Annotated in this window: 20 protein-coding genes and 5 tRNA genes; 10 read left to right on the top strand and 15 right to left on the bottom strand. The window is 70.4% G+C overall.

All coding sequences use genetic code 11. The annotated features are described in order from the left end of the window. Positions 1–72: 72 nt before the first annotated feature. Together F3L20_RS07045 and F3L20_RS07040 are read right to left on the bottom strand one after the other, a co-directional pair. Positions 73–1,083: an NAD(P)H-dependent glycerol-3-phosphate dehydrogenase gene (locus tag F3L20_RS07045; RefSeq protein ID WP_150153097.1), complete on the bottom strand. Its 1,011-nt coding sequence runs from the start codon at positions 1,081–1,083 to the stop codon at positions 73–75. Continuing rightward, positions 1,080–1,895 (bottom strand): lysophospholipid acyltransferase family protein, encoded by an 816-nt coding sequence (locus F3L20_RS07040; RefSeq protein WP_145829937.1) that lies wholly within the window; start codon positions 1,893–1,895, stop codon positions 1,080–1,082. Before F3L20_RS07040 ends, F3L20_RS07045 begins: the two co-directional genes overlap by 4 nt. A 174-nt stretch (positions 1,896–2,069) precedes the next feature. Here F3L20_RS07040 and cofC point away from each other — a divergent pair, with 174 nt between their 5' ends. Continuing rightward, on the top strand, positions 2,070–2,708 hold the full coding sequence (cofC, locus tag F3L20_RS07035; RefSeq protein ID WP_150153095.1) for a 2-phospho-L-lactate guanylyltransferase: 639 nt from the start codon (positions 2,070–2,072) through the stop codon (positions 2,706–2,708). A 9-nt stretch (positions 2,709–2,717) separates the two neighbouring features. Next, positions 2,718–2,921, top strand: coding sequence for a hypothetical protein (locus F3L20_RS07030; protein WP_145829939.1), 204 nt, complete (start codon positions 2,718–2,720; stop codon positions 2,919–2,921). A gap of 98 nt (positions 2,922–3,019) precedes the next feature. Here F3L20_RS07030 and F3L20_RS07025 read toward each other — a convergent pair whose 3' ends face one another. From F3L20_RS07025 to leuC, 4 genes are all read right to left on the bottom strand, one after another. Further along, positions 3,020–3,661 carry an HU family DNA-binding protein gene (locus F3L20_RS07025; protein ID WP_150153093.1) on the bottom strand — a complete coding sequence of 214 codons (642 nt, stop codon included), beginning with the start codon at positions 3,659–3,661 and terminating at the stop codon, positions 3,020–3,022. Between the two features lie 136 nt (positions 3,662–3,797). Further along, positions 3,798–4,028, bottom strand: a complete 231-nt coding sequence (locus tag F3L20_RS07020; RefSeq protein ID WP_024887922.1) for a hypothetical protein — start codon at positions 4,026–4,028, stop codon at positions 3,798–3,800. Between the two features lie 278 nt (positions 4,029–4,306). After that, positions 4,307–4,900 (bottom strand): 3-isopropylmalate dehydratase small subunit, encoded by a 594-nt coding sequence (gene leuD, locus F3L20_RS07015; protein WP_145829942.1) that lies wholly within the window; start codon positions 4,898–4,900, stop codon positions 4,307–4,309. Between the two features lie 6 nt (positions 4,901–4,906). Then, a complete protein-coding gene (gene leuC / locus F3L20_RS07010) occupies positions 4,907–6,337 on the bottom strand; it encodes a 3-isopropylmalate dehydratase large subunit (RefSeq protein WP_145829943.1) in 1,431 nt (476 codons plus the stop codon). 193 nt (positions 6,338–6,530) lie between these two features. On the opposite strand from leuC, the gene ndgR reads away from it, so the two are divergent. Continuing rightward, positions 6,531–7,244 (top strand): IclR family transcriptional regulator NdgR, encoded by a 714-nt coding sequence (gene ndgR, locus F3L20_RS07005; protein ID WP_004924944.1) that lies wholly within the window; start codon positions 6,531–6,533, stop codon positions 7,242–7,244. A 395-nt stretch (positions 7,245–7,639) separates the two neighbouring features. Next, a complete protein-coding gene (locus F3L20_RS07000) occupies positions 7,640–8,284 on the top strand; it encodes a MerR family transcriptional regulator (protein ID WP_145829944.1) in 645 nt (214 codons plus the stop codon). A 48-nt stretch (positions 8,285–8,332) separates the two neighbouring features. Here the strand turns inward: F3L20_RS07000 and F3L20_RS06995 are convergent. From F3L20_RS06995 to F3L20_RS06955, 9 genes are all read right to left on the bottom strand, one after another. Continuing rightward, positions 8,333–8,405, bottom strand: a tRNA-Glu gene (locus tag F3L20_RS06995). A 27-nt stretch (positions 8,406–8,432) separates the two neighbouring features. Continuing rightward, a tRNA-Gln gene (locus tag F3L20_RS06990) sits at positions 8,433–8,504 on the bottom strand. A gap of 21 nt (positions 8,505–8,525) precedes the next feature. Continuing rightward, positions 8,526–8,598: transfer RNA gene (locus tag F3L20_RS06985), tRNA-Glu, on the bottom strand. A gap of 62 nt (positions 8,599–8,660) precedes the next feature. Continuing rightward, positions 8,661–8,733, bottom strand: a tRNA-Glu gene (locus tag F3L20_RS06980). 39 nt (positions 8,734–8,772) lie between these two features. Beyond that, positions 8,773–8,844 (bottom strand) — tRNA-Gln (locus tag F3L20_RS06975). A gap of 91 nt (positions 8,845–8,935) precedes the next feature. Continuing rightward, entirely contained in the window at positions 8,936–9,667 is a 732-nt protein-coding gene (locus F3L20_RS06970; RefSeq protein WP_150157247.1) for an HAD family hydrolase, read from the bottom strand. 94 nt (positions 9,668–9,761) lie between these two features. Continuing rightward, positions 9,762–11,249 (bottom strand): glutamate--tRNA ligase, encoded by a 1,488-nt coding sequence (gene gltX / locus F3L20_RS06965; RefSeq protein WP_206338867.1) that lies wholly within the window; start codon positions 11,247–11,249, stop codon positions 9,762–9,764. Beyond that, positions 11,233–12,009: a fumarylacetoacetate hydrolase family protein gene (locus F3L20_RS06960; RefSeq protein WP_150153089.1), complete on the bottom strand. Its 777-nt coding sequence runs from the start codon at positions 12,007–12,009 to the stop codon at positions 11,233–11,235. Before F3L20_RS06960 ends, gltX begins: the two co-directional genes overlap by 17 nt. A gap of 173 nt (positions 12,010–12,182) precedes the next feature. Continuing rightward, positions 12,183–12,371: a hypothetical protein gene (locus tag F3L20_RS06955; RefSeq protein WP_167534421.1), complete on the bottom strand. Its 189-nt coding sequence runs from the start codon at positions 12,369–12,371 to the stop codon at positions 12,183–12,185. A 604-nt stretch (positions 12,372–12,975) separates the two neighbouring features. On the opposite strand from F3L20_RS06955, the gene F3L20_RS06950 reads away from it, so the two are divergent. The 6 genes from F3L20_RS06950 to F3L20_RS06925 all read left to right on the top strand — a co-directional run bounded on the left by F3L20_RS06950 (position 12,976) and on the right by F3L20_RS06925 (position 22,300). Then, positions 12,976–16,716, top strand: coding sequence for a sensor histidine kinase (locus F3L20_RS06950; protein WP_150153087.1), 3,741 nt, complete (start codon positions 12,976–12,978; stop codon positions 16,714–16,716). 9 nt (positions 16,717–16,725) lie between these two features. After that, entirely contained in the window at positions 16,726–17,139 is a 414-nt protein-coding gene (locus F3L20_RS06945) for a roadblock/LC7 domain-containing protein (protein ID WP_004983056.1), read from the top strand. Between the two features lie 111 nt (positions 17,140–17,250). Then, complete coding sequence (locus F3L20_RS06940; protein ID WP_004924977.1) at positions 17,251–17,646, top strand: DUF742 domain-containing protein; 396 nt, start codon at positions 17,251–17,253, stop codon at positions 17,644–17,646. Continuing rightward, a complete protein-coding gene (locus F3L20_RS06935) occupies positions 17,627–18,217 on the top strand; it encodes a GTP-binding protein (protein WP_145829948.1) in 591 nt (196 codons plus the stop codon). Before F3L20_RS06940 ends, F3L20_RS06935 begins: the two co-directional genes overlap by 20 nt. A gap of 377 nt (positions 18,218–18,594) precedes the next feature. Further along, complete coding sequence (locus F3L20_RS06930; protein ID WP_167534483.1) at positions 18,595–21,876, top strand: nitrate- and nitrite sensing domain-containing protein; 3,282 nt, start codon at positions 18,595–18,597, stop codon at positions 21,874–21,876. Positions 21,877–21,886: 10 nt separating this feature from the next. Next, positions 21,887–22,300 (top strand): roadblock/LC7 domain-containing protein, encoded by a 414-nt coding sequence (locus tag F3L20_RS06925; RefSeq protein WP_004983065.1) that lies wholly within the window; start codon positions 21,887–21,889, stop codon positions 22,298–22,300. Positions 22,301–22,366 lie beyond the last annotated feature (66 nt).

The raw sequence follows: 22,366 nt of genomic DNA, 5'->3' as shown, positions 1-22,366 counted from the left end.
AGCGTACCCGTTGGCAGGGCCGGGACACAGCGCCCGCAACGCCGTACGTGGGCCGAACGGAGGGGCCGTCGCTCAGCGTCGCTCGGGCTTCGCGCTGCGCGACATCAGCTCCTTCAGAGCCACCTGCGGGGGCTTGCCCTCGTGCACGATCCCGACGACCGTCTCGGTGAGCGGCATGTCGACGTCGTGCCGGCGGGCCAGGTCCAGCACCGACTCGCAGGACTTGACGCCCTCGGCGGTCTGCTTGGTGACCGCGATGGTCTCCTGCAGGGTCAGTCCCTTGCCGAGGTTGGTGCCGAAGGTGTGGTTGCGGGACAGCGGCGAGGAGCAGGTGGCCACCAGGTCGCCCAGGCCCGCGAGTCCGGAGAAGGTCAGCGGGTCCGCGCCGAGCGCGACGCCGAGCCGGGTGGTCTCGGCGAGGCCGCGGGTGATGAGCGAGCCCTTGGTGTTGTCGCCGAGTCCCATGCCGTCCGCGATGCCGACGGCGAGGCCGATCACGTTCTTCACCGCGCCGCCCAGCTCGCAGCCGATGACGTCGGTGTTGGTGTACGGCCGGAAGTACGGGGTGTGGCAGGCGGTCTGGAGCTGCCGGGCCACCTCTTCGTCGGTGCACGCGACCACGGCGGCGGCCGGCATCCGGGCGGCGATCTCCCGGGCCAGGTTGGGTCCGGTGACCACGGCGATCCGCTCACGGCCGACCTTGGCGACGTCGTCGATCACCTCGCTCATCCGCATCGCGGAGCCGAGCTCGATGCCCTTCATCAGGGACACCAGCACCGTGCGGGGCGCGAGCAGATCGGTCCACTGGGCCAGGTTGCCGCGCAGCGTCTGCGACGGCACCGCGAGGACGGTGAAGTCGGCGCCGCGTGCGGCCTCGGCGGCGTCCGAGGTGGCCCGCAGGTTCTCGGGGAGTTCGACCCCGGGCAGGTAGTCGGGGTTGGTGCGGGTGGAGTTGACCGCCTCGGCGAGTTCGGGGCGCCGTCCCCACAGCACGACGTCGCAGCCCGCGTCGGCGAGGACCATGCCGAAGGCCGTCCCCCACGATCCGGTGCCGAAGACGGCCGCCTTGACCGACTTGCTCACGTGCCCAGCCCTTCTTCCCGTACGACGGCCCGGTCGTCCCGGGTGCGGTCCTGCCGGGGCGTCCGGTCCTGCCGCTGCTGCCGGTACGTCCTGCGCCGCTGCTCCAGGCGCTCCTCGCGCGGGTCGTAGGGCTTCTCCGGGGCCTTCTCGCCGCGGATCTGCTCCAGCTGGCGGGTGACGGCGGCCATGATCGCCCCGGTCGCCTCCTTGAGGAGTTCCGGGGTCATCTCCCGGTCGTAGAAGCGATCGAGGTCCACCGGCGGGCCGGCCAGCACCCTGCTGGTCTTGCGCGGGAACAGACGCGGCTTCTTGGCGTACGGCGGCAGCAGTTCGTTGGCGCCCCACTGGGCGACGGGGATCACCGGGCACTTGGTCTCCAACGCCACCCGCGCGGCACCGGTCTTGCCGGTCATCGGCCAGCCGTCCGGGTCCCGGGTGAGGGTGCCCTCCGGGTAGAAGGCGACGCACTCGCCGCGCTCCACGGCGTCGATCGCGGCCCGGAAGGCGCTCAGCGCGTCGGTGCTCTCGCGGTACACGGGGATCTGCCCGGTGCCGCGCATCGCGGCGCCCACGAATCCCTTGCTGAAAAGGCCGCTCTTCGCGAGGAATCGCGGAACACGGCCGGTGTTGTACTGGAAGTGCGCGTAGGCCAGAGGATCGATGTGTGAATTGTGGTTCACCGCGGTGATAAATCCACCCTCGGCCGGAATGTTCTCCATTCCACGCCAGTCCCGCTTGAGCAGTACCACCAGCGGCGGTTTGCAGATCACCGCGGCGAAGCGGTACCAGAAGCCGATTCTGCGGCGCGGCACGAGTACACCTTCCTCTTACGGACGACAGGCCCAGGTCCCGGCCCCCTCACGCCCGGCGGGCCGCACAAGTGTCGCCCCGGGCCGCCGGTCTGTCGAGAACACCGTACGCCCGGTCCCCCGGCCGCCGACCGCCCCGGGTGACAATGACCGTGACAAGAGAGGGACGCAACACTCGTGCAGTGGACCTTGGTGGTACCCCTGAAGCCCCTGCCGCAGGCCAAGAGCAGGCTGGCGGACACCGCGGACGACGGTCTGCGTCCGGGACTGGCGCTCGCCTTCGCGCAGGACACGGTGGCGGCCGCGCTGGAGTGCGCCGCCGTACGGGATGTGGTGGTCGTCACCAACGACGCGTTGGCCGCCCGCGAGCTGGCCGCGCTGGGCGCCGGGACGGTTCCCGACCAGCCGCGCGCCGGGCTCAACGAGGCGCTGGCCCATGCCGCGGCGGTGGTGGGCGCCGCCCGCCGGGCCGGATCGGTGGCGGCCCTGAACGCGGACCTGCCGGCGCTGCGCCCGGCCGAACTGGCCCGGGTCCTGGACGCGGCGGCGGAATTCCCCCGTTCCTTTCTCCCGGATTCCGCGGGGCTCGGCACCACGTTGCTCGCCGCGAGCCGGGGCCGTGAATTGCGTCCGTTCTTCGGTACGGATTCCCGTGCCCGTCACCGGGCGTCCGGTGCGGTGGAACTGTCCCTCGACGCCGTCGATTCCGTGCGGCAGGACGTGGACACCGGCGCCGACCTGCGGGCCGCGCTGGCGCTGGGCGTGGGTCCCCACACGGCCGCGGTCGCCGCGCGGTTGCCCGCGGGGCAGCAGTAGGCTTCCGGCATGCAGGCCACCGCGTACACCTACGACCCCGACAGCCGCAGCGGTCAGGTGCTCCTGGACGACGGCACCCCGGTGCCGTTCGACGCCGCCGCGTTCGACGCGGGCGGGCTGAGGCTGCTGCGTCCCGGGCAGCGGGTGCGGCTGGAGACGGAGGGCGAGGGCGGGTCCCGCCGGATCACGCTGGTGACACTGCAGACGTTCTGAGACTCAGGGGCGGCCCCGGACACACCGCGGGCCGGGCTCCCGGAGGAGTCCGGCCCGGCGCGTGAGTACCGCTCGGCTCGAAGGGGACGAGACGCCCGCTACTTCTTGCGGGCGGTGGTCTTCTTGGCGGTGGTCTTGCGCGCGGTCGACTTCTTGGCGGGGGCCTTCTTGGCCGTCGCCTTCTTCGCCGGGGCGCTCTTCGCGGTGGTCTTCTTCGCCGTGGCGGTCTTGGCCGTCGCCGTCGTCTTGGCGGGGGCCTTCTTCGCCGTGGTCTTGCCGGCGGCCGTCTTGGTGGTGGCCTTCTTCGCGGCGGTCGTCTTCTTGGCCGCGGTCTTCTTCGCGGTGGCGGCCTTCTTCGCCGTGGTCTTCTTCGCGGCGGCCTTCTTCACCGTCGCCGAAGCGCCGCCGGTCAGGCTGCCCTTGGGCGCCTTCTTGACGGAGACCTCACCGCCACGCGGCAGCTTCTTCGAGCCGCTGACCAGGTCCTTGAAGCCCTGGCCCGCGCGGAAGCGGGGGACGGAGGTCTTCTTGACCCGAACCCGCTCGCCCGTCTGGGGGTTGCGGGCGTAACGGGCCGGACGGTCGACCTTCTCGAACGAACCGAAGCCGGTGACCGAGACCCGCTCCCCCGAGACGACCGCGCGGACGATGGCGTCCAGTACGTGGTCGACGGCGTCGGCGGCCTGCTGGCGGCCGCCCACCTTGTCGGCAATCGCTTCTACGAGCTGCGCCTTGTTCACGTCTTCCCCTTCGGAGACATCGCCAGAACGTATGTGTTCAAGCTTTTTCGCACGTTAGGCAGATATATACCGCAAATCAAACACGAAACGGGCTAATCACCCTTGTGCCGCAACGGACTCGGTTGTCCCGGCTGGTTCAGCGTTCCTCTTCGGGGATTCGACCCTCGTCGAGGTCCGTGGTGAACCGCTCCAGGCGCCTTGCCGCACCGGCGAGATCGTGTTTGGCCACGGCCGTAATGACCAGCAGCTTCCGGGTCAGCGCCATCCGTACGCCCTCCGGGACTTGCAGTGCGCGCACCCTCGAGTGCGCTTCCTTGAGCTGGACCGCGACCGCCGTATAGAGCTGGAGTTGGCCGTCGTGTTCCATGCACAGATTGTGCCATCTGGGGCGAGTTGTCGCCTGCGCAGGGGGCAACTGCCACGCCGGACGGCTTTCCGTACACACCCGGGATTCACGGGTGTGTGACACGTGTACCCAGGCAACAACCGTTCTAACGTGGCAAGTTGACGGCACTCAAGAGGACGCGCGGAGCCGAACGGGTGCAGAGACGGCCGTACCCCCGATCGGTCCGATCGGGGGTACGGGAGGGGTGATCCGGTGGCCGAAAGTCGACGTGAAGGCGAGGACTTCGGCCGCGCGCGGGGTCAGGCGGTGAGCGTCCGCGGCTTGAACGACGGGCGCTTCGCCTCGTACGTGGCGATGTCCGCCTCGTTCCGCAGCGTGATGGAGATGTCGTCGAGCCCGTTCAGCAGCCGCCAGCGGGAGTTCTCGTCCAGCTCGAAGGGAGCGGTGACGCCCTCGGCGCGCACCTCACGCGCCTCGAGGTCGACGGTGATCTCCGTGGTCGGGTCGGACTCGGTGAGCTCCCACAGCGCATCCACGGTCTTCTGGTCGAGGACCACCGTCAGCAGTCCGTTCTTCAGCGAGTTGCCGCGGAAGATGTCGGCGAAGCGGGAGGAGATCACGGCCTTGAAGCCGTAGTTCTGCAGCGCCCAGACGGCGTGCTCGCGGGACGAGCCGGTGCCGAAGTCGGGGCCGGCGACCAGCACCGTGGCGCCCGCGCGCTCGGGGCGGTTGAGGACGAACTCCGGGTCCTTGCGCCAGGCCTCGAAGAGCCCGTCCTCGAAGCCGTCCCGGGTCACCTTCTTGAGCCAGTGGGCCGGGATGATCTGGTCGGTGTCGACGTTGCTGCGGCGCAGCGGGACGGCCCGGCCGGTGTGGGTGGTGAATGCTTCCATGACTGATCAGACTCCAGCGGGCGTGCGGTCGTCGGCGGCGGCGAGGTCGGCCGGGGAGGCCAGGTGCCCGAGCACCGCGGTGGCGGCGGCGACCTGCGGGGACACCAGGTGGGTACGGCCGCCCTTGCCCTGCCGTCCCTCGAAGTTGCGGTTGGAGGTGGAGGCGGAGCGCTCACCGGGGGCGAGCTGGTCGGGGTTCATGCCCAGGCACATCGAGCAGCCCGCGTGCCGCCACTCGGCGCCTGCCTCCTTGAAGACCACGTCCAGGCCCTCGGAGACGGCCTGGAGACCGACCCGCGCGGAGCCGGGGACGACCAGCATCCGTACGCCGTCGGCGACTTTGCGGCCCTTGATGACGTCGGCGGCGGCGCGCAGGTCCTCGATGCGGCCGTTGGTGCAGGAACCTACGAAGACGGTGTCCACGTTGATGGAGCGCAGCGTCTGGCCGGCCTCCAACCCCATGTACTCCAGCGCCTTTTCGGCGGCGAACCGCTCCGAGGCGTCCTCGTACGAGGCCGGGTCGGGGACCGACGCGGAGAGCGGGGCGCCCTGCCCGGGATTGGTGCCCCAGGTGACGAACGGCGACAGTTCGGAGGCCTCGATGACGACCTCGGCGTCGAACTCGGCGTCGTCGTCGGACCTCAGCGTCTTCCAGTAGGCGACGGCGGCGTCCCAGTCCTCGCCCTTCGGGGCGTGCGGACGGCCCTCGAGGTAGGCGAACGTCGTCTCGTCGGGGGCGATCATGCCCGCGCGGGCGCCGGCCTCGATCGACATGTTGCAGATGGTCATGCGGGCCTCCATCGAGAGCTTCTCGATGGCCTCGCCGCGGTACTCCAGGACGTAGCCCTGGCCGCCGCCCGTACCGATCCTGGCGATGATCGCGAGGATCAGGTCCTTGGCCGTGACGCCCTCGGGCAGCTCACCGTTGACCGTGATCGCCATGGTCTTGGGGCGGGCCATCGGCAGCGTCTGGGTGGCCAGGACGTGCTCGACCTGGGAGGTGCCGATGCCGAAGGCCAGTCCGCCGAAGGCGCCGTGCGTGGAGGTGTGCGAGTCGCCGCAGACCACGGTCATGCCGGGCTGGGTCAGACCCAGCTGCGGACCGACGACGTGTACGACGCCCTGCTCGACGTCGCCCAGCGGGTGCAGCCGGACGCCGAACTCCGCGCAGTTCTTGCGCAGCGTCTCCAGCTGGACCCGGGAGACCGGGTCGGCGATGGGCTTGTCGATGTCGAGGGTGGGGGTGTTGTGGTCCTCGGTCGCGATGGTGAGGTCGAGACGGCGCACCCGGCGGCCGTTCTTACGGAGGCCGTCGAAGGCCTGGGGGCTGGTCACCTCGTGCAGCAGGTGCAGATCGATGAAGAGGAGGTCGGGCTCGCCCTCGGCGCGCCGGACGACGTGGTCGTCCCAGACCTTCTCCGCGAGTGTCCTACCCATCGCTTTCCCTCCGGCCGGCATGCAGCTCTCCGGCCCAACTAGAGATCTGTGAGACGGCGCCCGCGCCCCTGTCACCGGGCGTCCGCCGTCAGGCCCGGTGGTCCACGGGCCGCGTTGATTCGTGCTTCAAGAGTGGCGGGTTCCACGGAAAATTGAACTTGCGTTTCACAGAGTGAGACGCAAGTATCGTTGCATGGACAACAGTAGCGGCGTCGGCGTTCTGGACAAGGCAGCACTCGTCCTGAGCGCTCTGGAGTCCGGCCCGGCCACCCTCGCGGGGTTGGTCGGTGCCACCGGACTGGCACGACCCACGGCCCATCGCCTGGCCGTGGCGCTGGAGCATCACCGCATGGTGGCGCGTGACATGCAGGGGCGCTTCATTCTCGGCCCACGGCTCGCCGAACTGGCCGCGGCCGCGGGCGAGGACCGGCTGCTGGCGACGGCCGGCCCGGTGCTGACCCACCTGCGCGACGTGACGGGCGAGAGCGCCCAGCTCTACCGCCGCCAGGGCGACATGCGCATCTGCGTCGCCGCGGCGGAGCGCCTGTCCGGTCTGCGGGACACGGTCCCGGTGGGCTCCACGCTCACGATGAAGGCCGGTTCGTCCGCGCAGATCCTCATGGCCTGGGAGGAGCCGGAGCGGCTGCACCGCGGCCTGCAGGGCGCCCGGTTCACGGCCACGGCCCTCTCGGGCGTACGGCGCCGCGGCTGGGCCCAGTCGATCGGCGAGCGCGAGCCGGGCGTGGCGTCCGTCTCGGCGCCGGTGCGCGGTCCGTCGAACCGCGTGGTGGCCGCCGTGTCGGTCTCCGGGCCCATCGAGCGGCTGACCCGGCACCCGGGCCGGATGCACGCCCAGGCCGTCATCGACGCCGCCGGCCGCCTGTCCGAGGCGCTGCGCCGTTCCTGACGCTTCCCCCGTCCATCGCACACCTCCCTCGGGAACGGGTCCGCCTCAACGCCGCGGCGGCCCCTTCCTCGTCTCACGCGCCGCCGGCCGTCACCGGCGGTGCCGCCTTTTCCGGCTGCTCCGCCGTCGCCGGTTTCTTGGTGACTCGTCGTTGCTCCTGCGGCACCACGTACGCACGGAACCGAGGAGGACCGGGAGCCAGTGGCGCGCCGCCCGGAACGCGGTTGGTCCGCATGCCGGTCAGCAGGACGACGACGCCCGCTCGTCCGCCGCGGTCGCGCGCTTCGTGCCGGCGGACCTGCGCCGCGTGACGTGCTCCCGCATCCGTAGGGTGGGCTGGATGTGCTCCCACGGAGCTATTGGATGGCCCCGCTATCCGAAGAAAGGCGCAAGACGTGCGGCTGGCCGAGTTGAGCGAACGCAGCGGTGTGTCCACCGCGACGATCAAGTACTACCTGCGGGAAGGACTGTTGCCGCCCGGCCGCCGGGTCAACGCCACGACGGCGGAGTACGACGAGGAGCACCTGCGCCGGCTGCGTCTGGTGCGCGCCCTGATCCAGGTGGGAGGCGTCCCGGTGGCGAAGGCCCGCGAGGTGCTGGGCCACATCGACGACGACTCCCTGGGCCGCACCATCCGGCTGGGCGCGGCGCTGTGGGCGCTGCCGCAGGACCCGGAGCCGGACGAGGAGGACCCGGACGTCGTGGCCGCCCGCGTGGAGGTGGAACGGCTCCTGGAGGCGCTGGGCTGGGAGACCGCGCGGGAGCTGGCCGCGCTCTCCCCCGTGTACCGCTCGCTGGTGGTGGCGGTGGCGACGCTGCGCCGGCTCGGCTACCCCTGGGACGCCGAACTGATGGCCCCGTACGGCCGGCTGATGCACCAGGTGGCGTCCCGGCAGCTGGACCACATGGAGACGTACGCCTCGCCGACGGAGCAGGTGGAGCTGGCGGTGGCGTCGGCGGTGCTGTTCGAGCCGGTGCTGCGGGCCCTGCACCGGCTGGCGCAGGAGGAGGAGTCGGCGCGCCGGTACGGCATCGAGTGAGCGGCAACGCGAAAGCCCCCCACCGAAGTGGAGGGCTTTCGTCCTGTGTACCCCCGACCGGATTCGAACCGGCGCTACCGCCTTGAGAGGGCGGCGTGCTAGGCCGCTACACAACGGGGGCGTGGATCATGCGTTTCCGCAGATCCTGCTGGTCTACCTGGACTCGAACCAAGACTAACTGAACCAGAATCAGTCGTGCTGCCAATTACACCATAGACCAATGATGGTTTAGACCAGTCAGTACCCCCGACCGGATTCGAACCGGCGCTACCGCCTTGAGAGGGCGGCGTGCTAGGCCGCTACACAACGGGGGCCCTAGCGATCCTGCATCGAAGACAGAGGGAGCTACCCTGACTGTCCTCGCGGGAAGGATCTGTACCCCCGACCGGATTCGAACCGGCGCTACTGCCTTGAGAGGGCAGCGTGCTAGGCCGCTACACAACGGGGGCTTGCGGATGTGATCCGCGGGTGCAGATGAGCTCTGCGAGCTGGCCTACCTGGACTCGAACCAAGACTAACTGAACCAGAATCAGTCGTGCTGCCAATTACACCATAGGCCACTGGAACGCAAGCCCCTGAGGGGATCTTGTTCTAGTTCTGCGCTTCGGGGCTCCGGCCTTCCGGCCCGCTCCCCGCGGCGCAGGAAGAACATTACCTGAAGGTGGACGGGGCTCCAAAACGAGTATCGGCGCGCAGCAGCGACGTGAGTTCGGAGAGGGAGGCGATCCGCCGCGGGCCCACGGGCGGTTCCACCGTCGCGTGGGCGTCGGCGCGGTCGATCCACACCGACAGCAGCCCGGCCTCGGCGGCCCCCCGGCCGTCGATCTCCGGGTGGTCCCCGACGTACGCGACGTGCTGCGGGGGCAGCGCGAGCGCCTCGCAGGCGGCCAGGAAGGCGGCGGGCTCCGGCTTGGAGACGCCCAGCTCGGCGGCGCACAGGACGGCCTCGAAGCGGTCGTGCACCCCGAGCACGCGCAGCTTGCGGTCCTGCACATGCAGGCTGGAGTTGGAGAGCACGGCGTGCCGGTGGCTCTCCGCGAGGGCGTCCAGCACGGGCAGCACGTCCGGGAAGAGGCTCCAGGCGGACTCGTAGTGGACCAGGTAACGGTCGAACCAGGCGTCCGCCTCGGCGTCGGTCAGCTCGCGCCCCAGGAACACCCGGGTACGGTCGCGCCGCTGGGTCTCGAAGTCCACCTCGCCGGCGGCGAACCGCGCCCACTGCTGATCGGTGATCTCGCGCCAGCGTGCCAGCGCCTCCTCCACGGACCCGTGTCCCGCGAGCAGCCCCTCGGCCACGAGATGGGCGCGCATGCCCTCCCGGTCCGCGGAGGTGTAGTCGAACAGCGTGTCGTCGACGTCCCAGACGACGGCGCGGATGTCCATGGCCCCGACGATGTCCATGCCACCGACGGTACCCGGGAACGAACGGGGGCGGCGCCCGGATGCGTCCGGGCGCCGCCCCCGACGGCGGACGGCCTCAGCCGGCGAGCTTCACCAGGGCCGCGTCGATGCGGGCCAGCGTCGTGTCCTTGCCCAGGACCTCGAGGGACTCGAAGAGCGGCAGGCCGACGGTGCGGCCGGTGACCGCGACGCGGACCGGGGCCTGGGCCTTGCCGAGCTTGAGGCCGTGGGCCTCGCCTGCGGCCAGGACGGCCTCCTTCAGCGACTCGGCGGAGGTCCAGTCGGCGGCCTCCAGCTTCTCCCGCGCGGTGCGCAGCAGGGCGTCGGAGCCCTCCTTCATCGCCTTGTTCCAGGACGCCTCGTCGGAGACCGGCTCGGGCAGGAACAGGAAGTCGACGTTGTCCGTGATCTCGGAGAGGACCTTGAGGCGGGTCTGCGCGTGCGGGGCGATCGCCTGCCACTTGGCCTCGTCGAAGGCCTCGGGCGCCCAGGGCGCGAACGGGGCCTTCAGCCACGGGGCGCAGCGCTCGGTGAAGTCCTTCACATCGAGCATGCGGATGTGGTCGGCGTTGATCGCCTCGCACTTCTTCAGGTCGAAGCGGGCCGGGTTGGGGTTGACGTCGCCGATGTCGAAGGCGGCGACCATCTCCTCGACCGAGAAGACGTCCTGGTCGGCGGAGAGCGACCAGCCGAGCAGCGAGAGGTAGTTGAGCAGGCCCTCGGGCAGGAAGCCGCGCTCGCGGTAGAGGTTGAGCGAGGACTGCGGGTCACGCTTGGAGAGCTTCTTGTTGCCTTCGCCCATCACGTACGGCAGGTGGCCGAAGGCGGGGATCTCCTTGGCGACGCCCAGCTCGATCAGCGCCCGGTACAGGGCGATCTGGCGCGGGGTGGAAGAGAGCAGGTCCTCGCCGCGCAGGACGTGGGTGATCTCCATGAGGGCGTCGTCGACCGGGTTGACCAGGGTGTACAGCGGGGCGCCGTTGGCGCGCACGATGCCGTAGTCCGGGACGTTCTCCGGCTGGTAGGTGATCTCGCCGCGGACCAGGTCCGTGAAGGTGATCGGCTCGTCGGGCATCCGGAAGCGGACGATCGGCTCGCGGCCCTGGGCCTGGTACTCCTCGACCTGCGCGGGCGCGAGCTCACGGCAGTGGCCGTCGTAGCCGGACGGCTTGCCGGCGGCGCGGGCGGCCTCGCGGCGGGTGTCCAGCTCCTCCTGGGAGCAGTAGCAGTGGTAGGCGTGGCCGGCGTCGAGGAGCTTGCGCGCGACGTCCCGGTAGATGTCCATCCGCTGCGACTGCCGGTACGGCGCGTGCGGGCCGCCCACCTCCGGGCCCTCGTCCCAGTCGAAGCCCAGCCAGCGCATGGAGTCGAGCAGCTGGTTGTAGGACTCCTCGGAGTCGCGGGCCGCGTCGGTGTCCTCGATGCGGAAGACCAGGGTGCCGCCGTGGTGCTTGGCGAACGCCCAGTTGAACAGGGCGGTGCGGACCAGGCCCACATGGGGGTTACCGGTGGGCGACGGGCAGAAACGGACGCGTACGGCGGATGCGCTAGCCACGCTTGACAACCTTGTTGGTGAGAGTGCCGATGCCTTCGATGGTGACGGCGACCTCGTCGCCGACGTGCAGGGGGCCGACCCCAGCCGGGGTGCCCGTGAGGATGACGTCGCCCGGGAGCAGCGTCATGGCCTCGGAGATGTTGACGATCAGGTCCTCGATGGAGTGGATCATCTCGCTGGTGCGGCCGAGCTGGCGCTGGCCGCCGTTGACCGTGAGCTGGATCGTCAGGTCGTTCGGGTCCAGTTCGGTCTCCACCCAGGGGCCGAGCGGGCAGGAGGTGTCGAAGCCCTTGGCCCGGGCCCACTGCTTCTCGCGCTTCTGGACGTCGCGCGCGGTGACGTCGTTGGCGCAGGTGTAGCCGAAGATCACGTCCTTGACGCGCTCGCGCGGGACCTCCCGGCAGAGCCGGCCGATGACCACGGCGAGCTCGGCCTCGTGGTGCACGTCCTGCGAGAAGGAGGGGTACTGGATCTCGTCACCGGGGCCGACGACGGAGGTGGCGGGCTTGAAGAAGGCGAAGGGGGCGTCGGGCACCTCGTTGCCCATCTCCTTGGCGTGCTCGGCGTAGTTGCGGCCGAAGGCCACCACCTTGTTCGGGAGCACCGGGGGCAGCAGCCTGACCTTGCTCACCGGGACCTTGGTGCCGGAGAGCTCGAAGTCCGCGAACGGGATGCCCTTGATGATGTCCAGGACGAGCTCGTCCTGCTTCTCGCCCTCGACCGCGCCGAAGGCGACGTTCCCGTCGATGGAGAATCTGGCGATGCGCACGGGATGCTGGTCCCCTTGACTGAAGCGGCTGGAGTCTGACGCTCCAGGCTAACGCGCAGGGGTCCCGGCCCGACGCACCGACGAGGGGCGCCCCACCGTCCGTGGTGGGGCGCCCCTCGTGGTCGCGCGGTGCGCGTTGAGCGTTTCGCGGCCGTCGCGCGTATGGACCGGTGTCAGTGCGCGGCGTCGGCCGCGACGGGGATCTCCATGAGGACGGTGCGCTTGGGGTTGGCAGTCTGGGCGGGGAGTTCGACGGGGTGCTCCTGCTGTACCGGCGTCCGCAGTTCGTCGGCACCGCCGAGGTGCGCCAGCGTCGTGCGCCGCGGGTTGGCGATCTTGTGGAACATCGTCGTCGTCTTCACTGTTTACTTGACCCTGTCCTGTGCACGGGCGCCCGGCGGGGTCCGGAGGACCTCACGCGGGCGCGGGTTGTCAGTTCTGCCGTCCCTGTAAAGCGTCAGGCTAAACATTGAATTCCCGGCGACCCGGGTGCGGATCCGGTGATCTCGGTGTGAGTTTCCTCACGAAGTGATGAACATTTCAGGCAATGTGGACCCGTTCCGGGGTGACCGGAATCGGACATTGACCCCCTGAAGCGACCATTCCGCTGCTGATCATGCCGACTGGGACACCCGCACCACCTCGCCGGTCCGCGTCGTTTCGCCCGATATCGACAAGATCCTTTTCTACCCCCGGTGATGTGTCACTCACCGGGTGTCACGTATGTCACGGGTAAGCCCACGGGCCTTGTTGGAGATCCTGCACTGTGCTGGAATCTCACGGACCGCCGCAGGGATCGAGCCGGCGCACAGGGGGCGCGACCACGCGCCGAGTGGCGGCGAGATGGGGGACCGGCGCCGGATCATCACGACCACCACGGGGGCGTATTCAGGGCGCCCCTATGACGCCGACACCGTGCCTCGCCGTTCACGCGGAGGGGCGCCTGGTTCAGAGGTTGCGACGCTAGTGCAGGGACGTTTCAAGAGGGATGGCAGCGCTTCGGCGGAGCCGGAGCCGCAGGGCGGGACTGGCCCCAAGGCCGTCAGCTCCTCGCCCCAGCACGCCCAGAGCCAGGGTTCGACCACGCCCGGCAACGGCGGCGAGCGCCCCGGCGCGGGCGCGCCGCCCGCACCGCCGACTTCGCCGTCGGCCGCCCCCGCCGAGTCGACCGGCCCGGGTTCGCGAATAGCCCTGCGCAACTGGCGCATCTCGACCCGTCTGGTGTCGCTGCTCGCGCTGCCCGTGGTCGCGGCCACCTCGCTCGGCGCGCTGCGTATCCAGCAGTCGATGGACGACATCCAGCAGCTCGACAACATGAAGCTGCTGACGGACATGACCAAGCAGGCCACCGAACTGGCACACGCGCTCCAGGAGGAGCGCGACCAGTCGGCCGGTCCGCTCGCGCACGGCGGCAAGGGCACGGACTTCTCGGTCAAGGGCTACCGGGAGAAGACCGACCGCGCCAAGTCGAACTTCCTCGACAGCTCCGAGGAGATCGACGCCGCGAGCAAGGACGGCAACCTCAAGGGCGTCCGCGACAACCTGGTGCAGATCGCCGGTGACCTGGGCGAGCTCGAGAAGATCCGCAACACGGCCTTCCAGACGGAGAACAACTCGACCCAGACCGTCGAGGGCTATCACCGCCTGATCGAGAACCTGATCGACCTCTCGCAGGACATGGCGGAGGCGACCAGCAACCCCGACATGATCCAGCGCACGCGTGCCCTGGCGTCCTTCTCCTCCGCCAAGGAGTACGCCTCGGTCCAGCGCGCCGTCCTCGCCGCGGCGCTGCCCGCCAGCAACACCACCAAGGGCAAGCTGAACGAGAACGACCGGCTGTACGCGGAATCGGCCCTGACGAGCCAGAAGTCCGAGCTCCGCAGCTTCAAGAGCATCTACGGCGAGGACCTCGCCGCCGAGCTGCTGCTGCCCATCGAAGAGGGCAACACCACGATCAAGGCCACCGACGAGTACGCCGGCCGCGCGTTGGCCTCGCAGTACGGTCTCGCCTCGGTCGGCGCGCGCTCCTACCGCGACTGGCTGGACGACAGCTCCACCAAGATCCAGCAGATGAAGAACATCGAGCACTCGCTGCTCGAGGACATGGAACAGAAGGCCCGTGAGCTGCGCAGCGCCACCGAGCGCGACGCGATCGTCTCCGGTGCCCTGATCCTCATCGTGCTCGGCGTGTCCCTGGTCGGCGCCTTCGTCGTGGCCCGCTCCATGATCCGCTCGCTGCGCCGCCTGGAGGACACCGCCACCCGGGTCGCCCAGGAGCGCCTGCCCGACCTCGTCAAGCAGCTCTCCGAGTCGGACCCGCAGGACGTCGACACGTCCGTGGAGTCGGTCGGTGTGCACTCCCGGGACGAGATCGGCCGTGTGGCCGCGGCGTTCGACGACGTGCACCGCGAGGCGGTACGCCTCGCCGCCGAGCAGGCCCTGCTGCGGGGCAACGTCAACGCGATGTTCACCAACCTCTCGCGCCGGTCGCAGGGTCTCATCCAGCGTCAGCTGTCGCTGATCTCCGAACTGGAGTCCCGCGAGGCCGACCCGGACCAGCTGTCCTCGCTGTTCAAGCTGGACCACCTCGCCACGCGTATGCGCCGTAACGGTGAGAACCTCCTCGTCCTCGCGGGTGAGGAGCCCGGCCGCCGGTGGACCCGTCCGGTCCCGCTGGTCGACGTGCTCCGCGCCGCCGCGTCCGAGGTGGAGCAGTACGAGCGCATCGAACTGGCCGCGGTGCCCAGCACCGAAGTGGCCGGCCGGGTCGTCAACGACCTCGTGCACCTGCTCGCCGAGCTGCTGGAGAACGCGACCTCGTTCTCCTCCCCGCAGACCAAGGTCAAGGTCACCGGTCACGCCCTGCCCGACGGCCGGGTGCTGATCGAGATCCACGACACCGGTATCGGTCTGTCCCCCGAGGACCTGGCGGCGATCAACGAGCGGCTCGCCTCGCCGCCCACCGTGGACGTCTCCGTCTCCCGCCGCATGGGTCTGTTCGTGGTCGGCCGGCTGTCGCAGCGCCACGGCATCCGTATCCAGCTCCGCCCGTCCGACTCCGGTGGTACGACCGCGCTGGTCATGCTGCCCGTCGACGTCGCCCAGGGCGGCAAGAAGCCTCAGGGCAAGCCCGGTCAGCCCGGCGCCGGTGGTCCGGCCGCCGCGCAGGCCGCCGCCGGTGCCGCCGCGGCCCGGCGCTCCGCCGGAGCCGGTCAGCCCGGCGGCGGCGCCCTCGGCGCCGGTGCTCCCGGTGGCCGCCTCGGATCCGGCCAGGGTCCGCGGGCCGCGCTGCCCGGACGGGACGGCGCCCGGCCCGGTGCCCGGGGACCGCAAGGTCCGTCGGGCAACCAGACGCCCTCGCTGTTCGACCAGGGCGCTCCCTCCGCCCCGCCGCAGGGCCGTCCCGCGCCGGCCGGCGCGGGTGCCTTCGGCGCCCAGGCCCCCGGTGCCCCGCAGGCCTCGGGCCAGGGCGGGAACCAGGGCCAGGACGCCTTCGGCGGTGCCCGGGGCCAGGTGCCCCCGCAGCGGGGCAACGCCCCCGCCGAGCGCGGCCGCCGTCCCCAGCTCCCGCCGCGCGGCGGTGCCCGTCCGGAACTGCCCGGCGGCGACCAGCAGCAGCGCGTGCCCAGCTGGAGCGACGAGAACGCCCAGCCGCCGGTGCCGCGCGCCTCGATGGACGCCCCGCGCGGCCACGAGGAGCCGGACGTCTCCCGCACCGCCTCGATGCCCCGCTTCGACGACCACCAGGGTCCCGGCGCGACGGCGGAGATCCCCCGGTTCGACGAGCAGCAGCAGAGCCCCGCGGCTCCCGCTCACGGTCCGGCGAACGGTCAGCACCCGGGCCAGTACGCCCAGCCGGGCACGAACGGCGCCCACGCCACGGGCCAGTTCGTCCGCGGTGACATCTTCGGCGGCCAGCAGGGCGGTCCCGGCGGCCAGAACCCGCCCGCCACCGGCCAGTTCCCCGCCGTGCAGGGCTACGACAACGGTGCCGCCGGCCAGTACCAGGCTCCGGGCCAGGACAACGGCTCGACCGGCCAGTACGCCCTGCCCGACCGCGGCAACGCCGGTGACCCGTCCTCCACGGGCCAGTTCGAGCGCCCGCGGATGAACGGCAGGCCCGACGGCGGTTTCGGCGCCCCGCGTCCGCAGCCCCCGCAGCAGCGTCCCGAGGAGCAGCGCCAGGCGTCCGACGCCTGGGCCCTGCCGCCGGCGACCGGTCCGGGCGACGGCCGTACGCCGCTGTACGACACGCTCGAGACCAACTGGTTCCGCGGCGGCCAGGGCGGCGCCCAGGAGCAGGCGGGCGGCGCGGCTCCGGCGGCGCCCCAGCAGTACCAGCCCCAGCAGCAGCACCAGCCCCAGCAGCCCCCTCAGCAGCCGCAGGGCCAGACCGGCCCGCAGCGGTCCAACGCCGCCTGGCGCAGCTCGCCCAACGACGAGCTCGTCAAGCAGGCCGAACGCGTCCGCAAGCCGGCCGCGGGCGGCGTCACCACCTCCGGCCTGCCGCGCCGGGTGCCCAAGGCGAACCTCGTCCCGGGCACAGCTCAGCAGCAGTCCCACCAGAGCGGTCCTCAGGTCTCGCGCGCCCCCGATGACGTGCGCGGCCGGCTGACCAATCTCCGCCGGGGTATCGCACAGGGTCGTCAGGCCGGTCCCTCACAGACCGGCAGCTTCCCGCACCCCACTCACCAGCAGGAGCGTTAGTTGAGCCCGATGAGCCAGGCGGCACAGAACCTCAACTGGTTGATCACCAACTTCGTGGACAACACCCCCGGGGTGTCCCACACCGTCGTCGTGTCCGCCGACGGTCTCCTCCTGGCGCTCTCCGAGGGCTTCCCGCGCGACCGCGCGGACCAGCTCGCGGCCGTCGCCTCGGGGCTGACCTCCCTGACGGCCGGCGCCTCGCGGATCTTCGAGGGCGGCAACGTCGCTCAGACGGTCGTCGAGATGGAGCGGGGATTCCTCTTCCTCATGTCCGTCTCCGACGGCTCGTCCCTCGCCGTGCTCGCGCACCCCGAGTGCGACATCGGCCTCGTCGGCTACGAGATGGCGCTCCTGGTCGACCGCGCGGGGGCGGTCCTCACCCCGGACCTGCGCGCCGAACTACAGGGAAGTCTGCTCCACTGATCGGCCCCGGCACCACCCGTCTCACCAAATCACCGTCCGGCCGCCACAATTCCCCCCACCGGCCCCTTCAGACGGCTTGACTGACCGCTTGCTGTCCCGCCCGGAGGATTCATGACCCCGCCCACCGCCTCTCATGATCCGTACGCGGAGCCGTACGAGGACGAGGGCGACCAGCCGCTGGTTCGTCCGTATGCGATGACCGGCGGCCGGACCAGGCCGCGCTACCAACTGGCCATCGAGGCTCTGATCAGTACGACGGCCGATCCGGCAGCGCTCATGGGGCTCCTTCCCGAGCACCAGCGCATCTGCCATCTGTGCCGTGAGGTGAAGTCGGTCGCCGAGGTATCGGCGCTGCTCAACATGCCGCTGGGTGTTGCCCGGATCCTGGTGGCCGACTTGGCGGAGGCGGGACTCGTCGCCGTGCATCAGCCGGGCGGCGACGAGACGACCGGCGCCCCGGACGTGACACTGCTCGAAAGGGTGCTCAGTGGACTTCGCAAGCTCTAGCGGCGGGGCGGTCTCCGAAAGCCGCTCCACCACCTCGGCGAAGATCGTGGTGGCGGGTGGCTTCGGCGTGGGCAAGACCACGTTCGTCGGGGCCGTTTCGGAGATCAACCCGCTGCGCACGGAGGCCGTCATGACGTCTGCTTCGGCAGGCATCGACGACCTCACCCACACCGGGGACAAGACCACCACCACGGTGGCCATGGACTTCGGCCGCATCACCCTGGACCAGGACCTGATCCTGTACCTCTTCGGTACACCCGGCCAGGACCGCTTCTGGTTCATGTGGGACGACCTGGTCCGCGGCGCCATCGGCGCCGTCGTCCTCGTCGACACCCGCCGCCTCGCCGACTGCTTCCCCGCGGTCGACTACTTCGAGAACAGCGGACTGCCCTTCGTCGTCGCCCTCAACGGCTTCGACGGACAGCAGCCGTACCAGCCGGAGGAAGTGCGCGAGGCGCTGCAGATCGGACCCGACGCCCCGATCATCACCACGGACGCCCGCCACCGCGCGGACGCCAAGAGTGCGCTGATCACCCTGGTCGAACACGCCCTCATGGCGCGACTCAGGTAGAGCCTGGCGGAGGGCGACATACTGCGGTTGTCGTAGATGTACCGGTGCCGGCTGTGTCCTTTGACACCGCCGGCACCGGTGTTCATAACGTTTCGGCAGAGGAATCGGGTGAGGCAGACACGCGATGCGTACAAGCGGTACCGCTGTGCGCATGGAAGCCTCGTCATTTGACGGTGCTCGCTCTTTATGACCGTTTTATCTGGGGCTTACCTCGCTCGGAACCATCGCCTTTCCATGTTTGGAAGAGCGCTCGTCGGCATGCTGGAATGCCTGAACTGCCCATGGGTCAAAGACGTACTCAGTAGTCGATGGCATGCCGGGGCTCTGAGACACTGCGGCACGACGAAGGTGCCGACCGCCGAGAGGTTGTTGGTCGAGTGAGGCGAAGCAAGAACAGTCCCGAGCCGTCGGCCCGGGGCAACTTCACGCCGCCGCCGCGCACAGCGGCGCCCGCCCCCGTGCCCGGTCCCGAGCCGAAGGCCGCGCCCGCGTCGAGCGGCGGACGCATGTCCCCGCGCAACTGGCGGGTACCCACCAAGCTCAACGCGATCCTGCTCATACCCGTGCTCGTCGGTCTGGTCATGGGCGGCTTCCAGGTGAAGAGCTCGATCGACACCTGGAACGAGGCCCAGGACGCCGAGAACACCGCGCGTCTGGTGCAGGCGTCCCTGACCTACGCCAACGCCCTCTACAACGAGCGCGACGTCAGCGCGGTGCCGCTGCTGACCGGCAAGGGCCAGGACGACGCGGACGTCACCAAGGTGCGGGCCGCGACCGACCGGGCCGCCGACGCCTTCGACGAGGCCGTGCAGAGCATGCCGGCCACACCCGGACTGGAGCGCCGGCTGAAGCTCCTCCGCGAGGCCGAGCCCAAGCTGTCCGGGCTGCGCGCCGGCGCCTACACCTCGAAGCTCAAGGGCGTGGAGACGGAGGAGGGCTACGTCGCCGTCGCCCACCCCCTGATGGAGTTCGCCAACGAGCTCAGCCTCGGCGCCGGCAACGTCACCAGCTACGGCCGTACGGTCTACGCGATCTCGCTGACCAAGTCCGCGCTGTCGCTGGAGCGCTCCATCGGCATGCACCTCCTGGTGAAGCCGGGCCCGACCGACAGCCAGCTCGCCAGCCAGCGCGTGGCCTTCCTGTCGTACGCCTACCTCGAGAACATCGCTCTCGACGAGTACAAGGGCGGCGGCACCGAGGCGGACAACGCCAAGCTGGAAGAGGTCACCGCGCGCCTCCAGGCCGAGGGCGTCGCGATGTCCAAGGACGCAGCGCAGAGGGACCCGGACTACGTCCCGCCGCCCGCCAAGCCGGAGACGATGATCTCCGAGATCGGCCGCCTGTCCACCACGGACGAGTCCGCGCGCGCCGAGCTCGCCGAGAAGGGCATCACCCCGGAGAACTGGTGGGCGGTGAACACCCTCAGGTTCGACGGCTACCGCGAGATCGAGTCGGGTCTGGCCGACGCCGCGGTGAGCGAGGCCTCGCGGATCGCCGACGACGCGCAGCGGGACGCCTTCATCACCGGCGCCGGGGTCGTGCTCGCGCTGCTCGCCGCGTTCATCCTGGCCGGCATGGTGGCCCGGCAGATGAGCAAGTCCATGCGCCAGCTGCGCAACGCCGCCTTCGGCATCGCCGAGCAGCGCCTGCCGATGCTGGTCGACCAGCTCTCCCGTACCGACCCGGGCCGGGTGGACACCAGGGTCGCGCCGATCCCGATCACCTCCACGGACGAGATCGGCGAGGTCGCCCGCGCCTTCGACCAGGTCCACCGCGAGGCCGTCCGGCTCGCGGCCGAGCAGGCCCTGCTGCGGGGCAACATCAACGCGATCTTCACCAACCTGTCGCGCCGCAACCAGTCGCTGATCGAGGGCCAGCTGACCCTGATCACCGACCTGGAGAACAACGAGGCCGACCCGGACCAGCTGGAGAACCTGTTCCGGCTGGACCACCTCGCGACCCGTATGCGCCGCAACGGCGAGAACCTCCTGGTCCTCGCCGGCGAGGAGCCGGGCCGCCGCTGGGACCAGCCGGTCCCGCTGGTCGACGTGCTGCGTGCCGCCTCCTCCGAGGTGGAGCAGTACGAGCGCATCGAGCTGTCCGGCGTCCCGGACGCCGAGATCCACGGCCGCGCGGTCACCGACCTCGTGCACCTGCTCGCCGAGCTGCTGGAGAACGCCACGACGTTCTCCTCGCCGCAGACCAAGGTGCGCGTCACCGCGACCCGTCTGCCCGACGGCCGCGTGATGATCGAGATCCACGACAAGGGCATCGGCCTCACCGCCGAGGACTTCGCGGACATCAACCACAAGCTGGCCAACCCGCCGACCGTGGACGCCGCGATCTCGCAGCGCATGGGCCTGTTCGTGGTCGGCCGGCTGTCGGACCGGCACGGCATCCGCGTCCAGCTGCGCCCCTCGGGCGAGCAGGCCGGCACCACCTCGCTGGTCATGCTGCCGGACGCGATCACCCACGGTGGTGGCGGCGAGCAGCCGATGGACCGCGACGAGTTCACCGTCTCGCAGATCATCCCCGAGCAGAACTACCCCGGTGAGAACTTCGGCCAGGAGCCGATGCGCACCGCCGCGGAGCTGGGCTTCGACGACAGCCGCTACGCGGAGGTCCCGGACGACATCCGCGAGCTGGACCCCGTCGGCCGTTCCCTGATGCGCGAGGAGCGCCGGGCGGCCCTCGAGTCCCAGTCGCAGCCGGAGCAGGGCGAGTTGACCGCCGGCAACGACCAGCAGGGTGCCGAGACGTCCGGCTACCAGGACGAGTTCGCCGCCCCGCAGGGCTACGACGAGGGCCAGGGTTACGACGGCCAGGGCTACGACAACGGCTACCAGGACCAGCAGGGCGCCGGGTACGACCAGCAGGCGTACGGCGACGGACAGCAGGCCGGGTACGGCGAACAGCAGCAGCAGACGTACGGCGAGGGCTACTACGCGCCGAACGGCGGCCTGCCGCAGAACGACGGTTTCCCGTCGAACGGCGGCTACCCGAACGGCACGTACGCCGAGCCGGACCGCAGCGGCCAGGCCCCCGCGGGTGCCACCGGCTCCTTCCAGGGCTTCGGCGACCGGCGTCAGAACGACGACTGGCCGCAGAACGACGGCTACCGCAACGGCTACCCGGACCAGTACCCTGCTCAGACCCCGGAGGGTGAATCCGCGCAGGCCGCTGACGTACGTGAGCAGGACGGCGTAGGCTTCGACCGTCCGGGACCGGCTCCTTCCGAGGCCCACGAGCTGACCGATGCCGGGCTTCCGCGCCGCGGTTCCACCGCGAGCAACGCGGGCGGTCCGGGCGGCGCGGGTCACGGGAACCAGGAGCCGCCGGCCACCACCCCGGAGAGCAACGGCGACAGCGGCTGGCGCTCGGCGAACGACGAGCGCTGGCAGCAGGCCTCGCAGCTCCGGAAGCCCAAGGCGGGCGGAGTGACCTCCTCCGGTCTGCCGCGGAGGGTCCCGAAGGCCAACCTGGTCCAGGGAGCCGCCGAAACCACCCCCCAGGGAGGCCCACAGGTCTCCCGCGCCCCGGAGGACGTCCGGGGCAGGCTGAGCAACCTGCGGCGCGGTGTCCAACGGGGCCGCACGGCAGGCAGTGAAACGAACGGCCAGGGCTTCGGTCCTGACAGCACCTACAACCAGGAGCGTTAGTGTGAGCCCGATGAGCCAGGCGGCACAGAACCTGAACTGGTTGATCACCAACTTCGTGGACAACACCCCGGGGGTGTCCCACACGGTGGTGGTCTCCGCCGACGGACTCCTTCTGGCGATGTCCGAAGGCTTTCCCCGCGACCGCGCCGATCAGCTCGCGGCCGTCGCCTCCGGTCTGACGTCTCTGACGGCAGGCGCCTCCCGCATCTTCGAGGGCGGCAGCGTGAACCAGACGGTTGTGGAGATGGAGCGGGGATTCCTCTTCATCATGTCCATTTCCGACGGTTCGTCCCTCGCCGTTCTCGCACATCCCGAGGCGGACATCGGTCTCATTGGTTACGAGATGGCCCTTCTGGTCGACCGAGCGGGTACGGTCCTCACGCCGGACCTTCGAGCGGAGCTCCAGGGGAGCCTTCTCAACTGACAAGCGGACGGTGCGTTATGGCGTCCCGGGGCCGTAAGGTTTCGGGACGCGGCTCCACAGTGATGG

It is taken from the genome of Streptomyces tendae (assembly GCF_008632955.1).
Lineage (GTDB): Bacteria > Actinomycetota > Actinomycetes > Streptomycetales > Streptomycetaceae > Streptomyces.
This window is presented reverse-complemented; position numbering and strand designations above follow the sequence as displayed.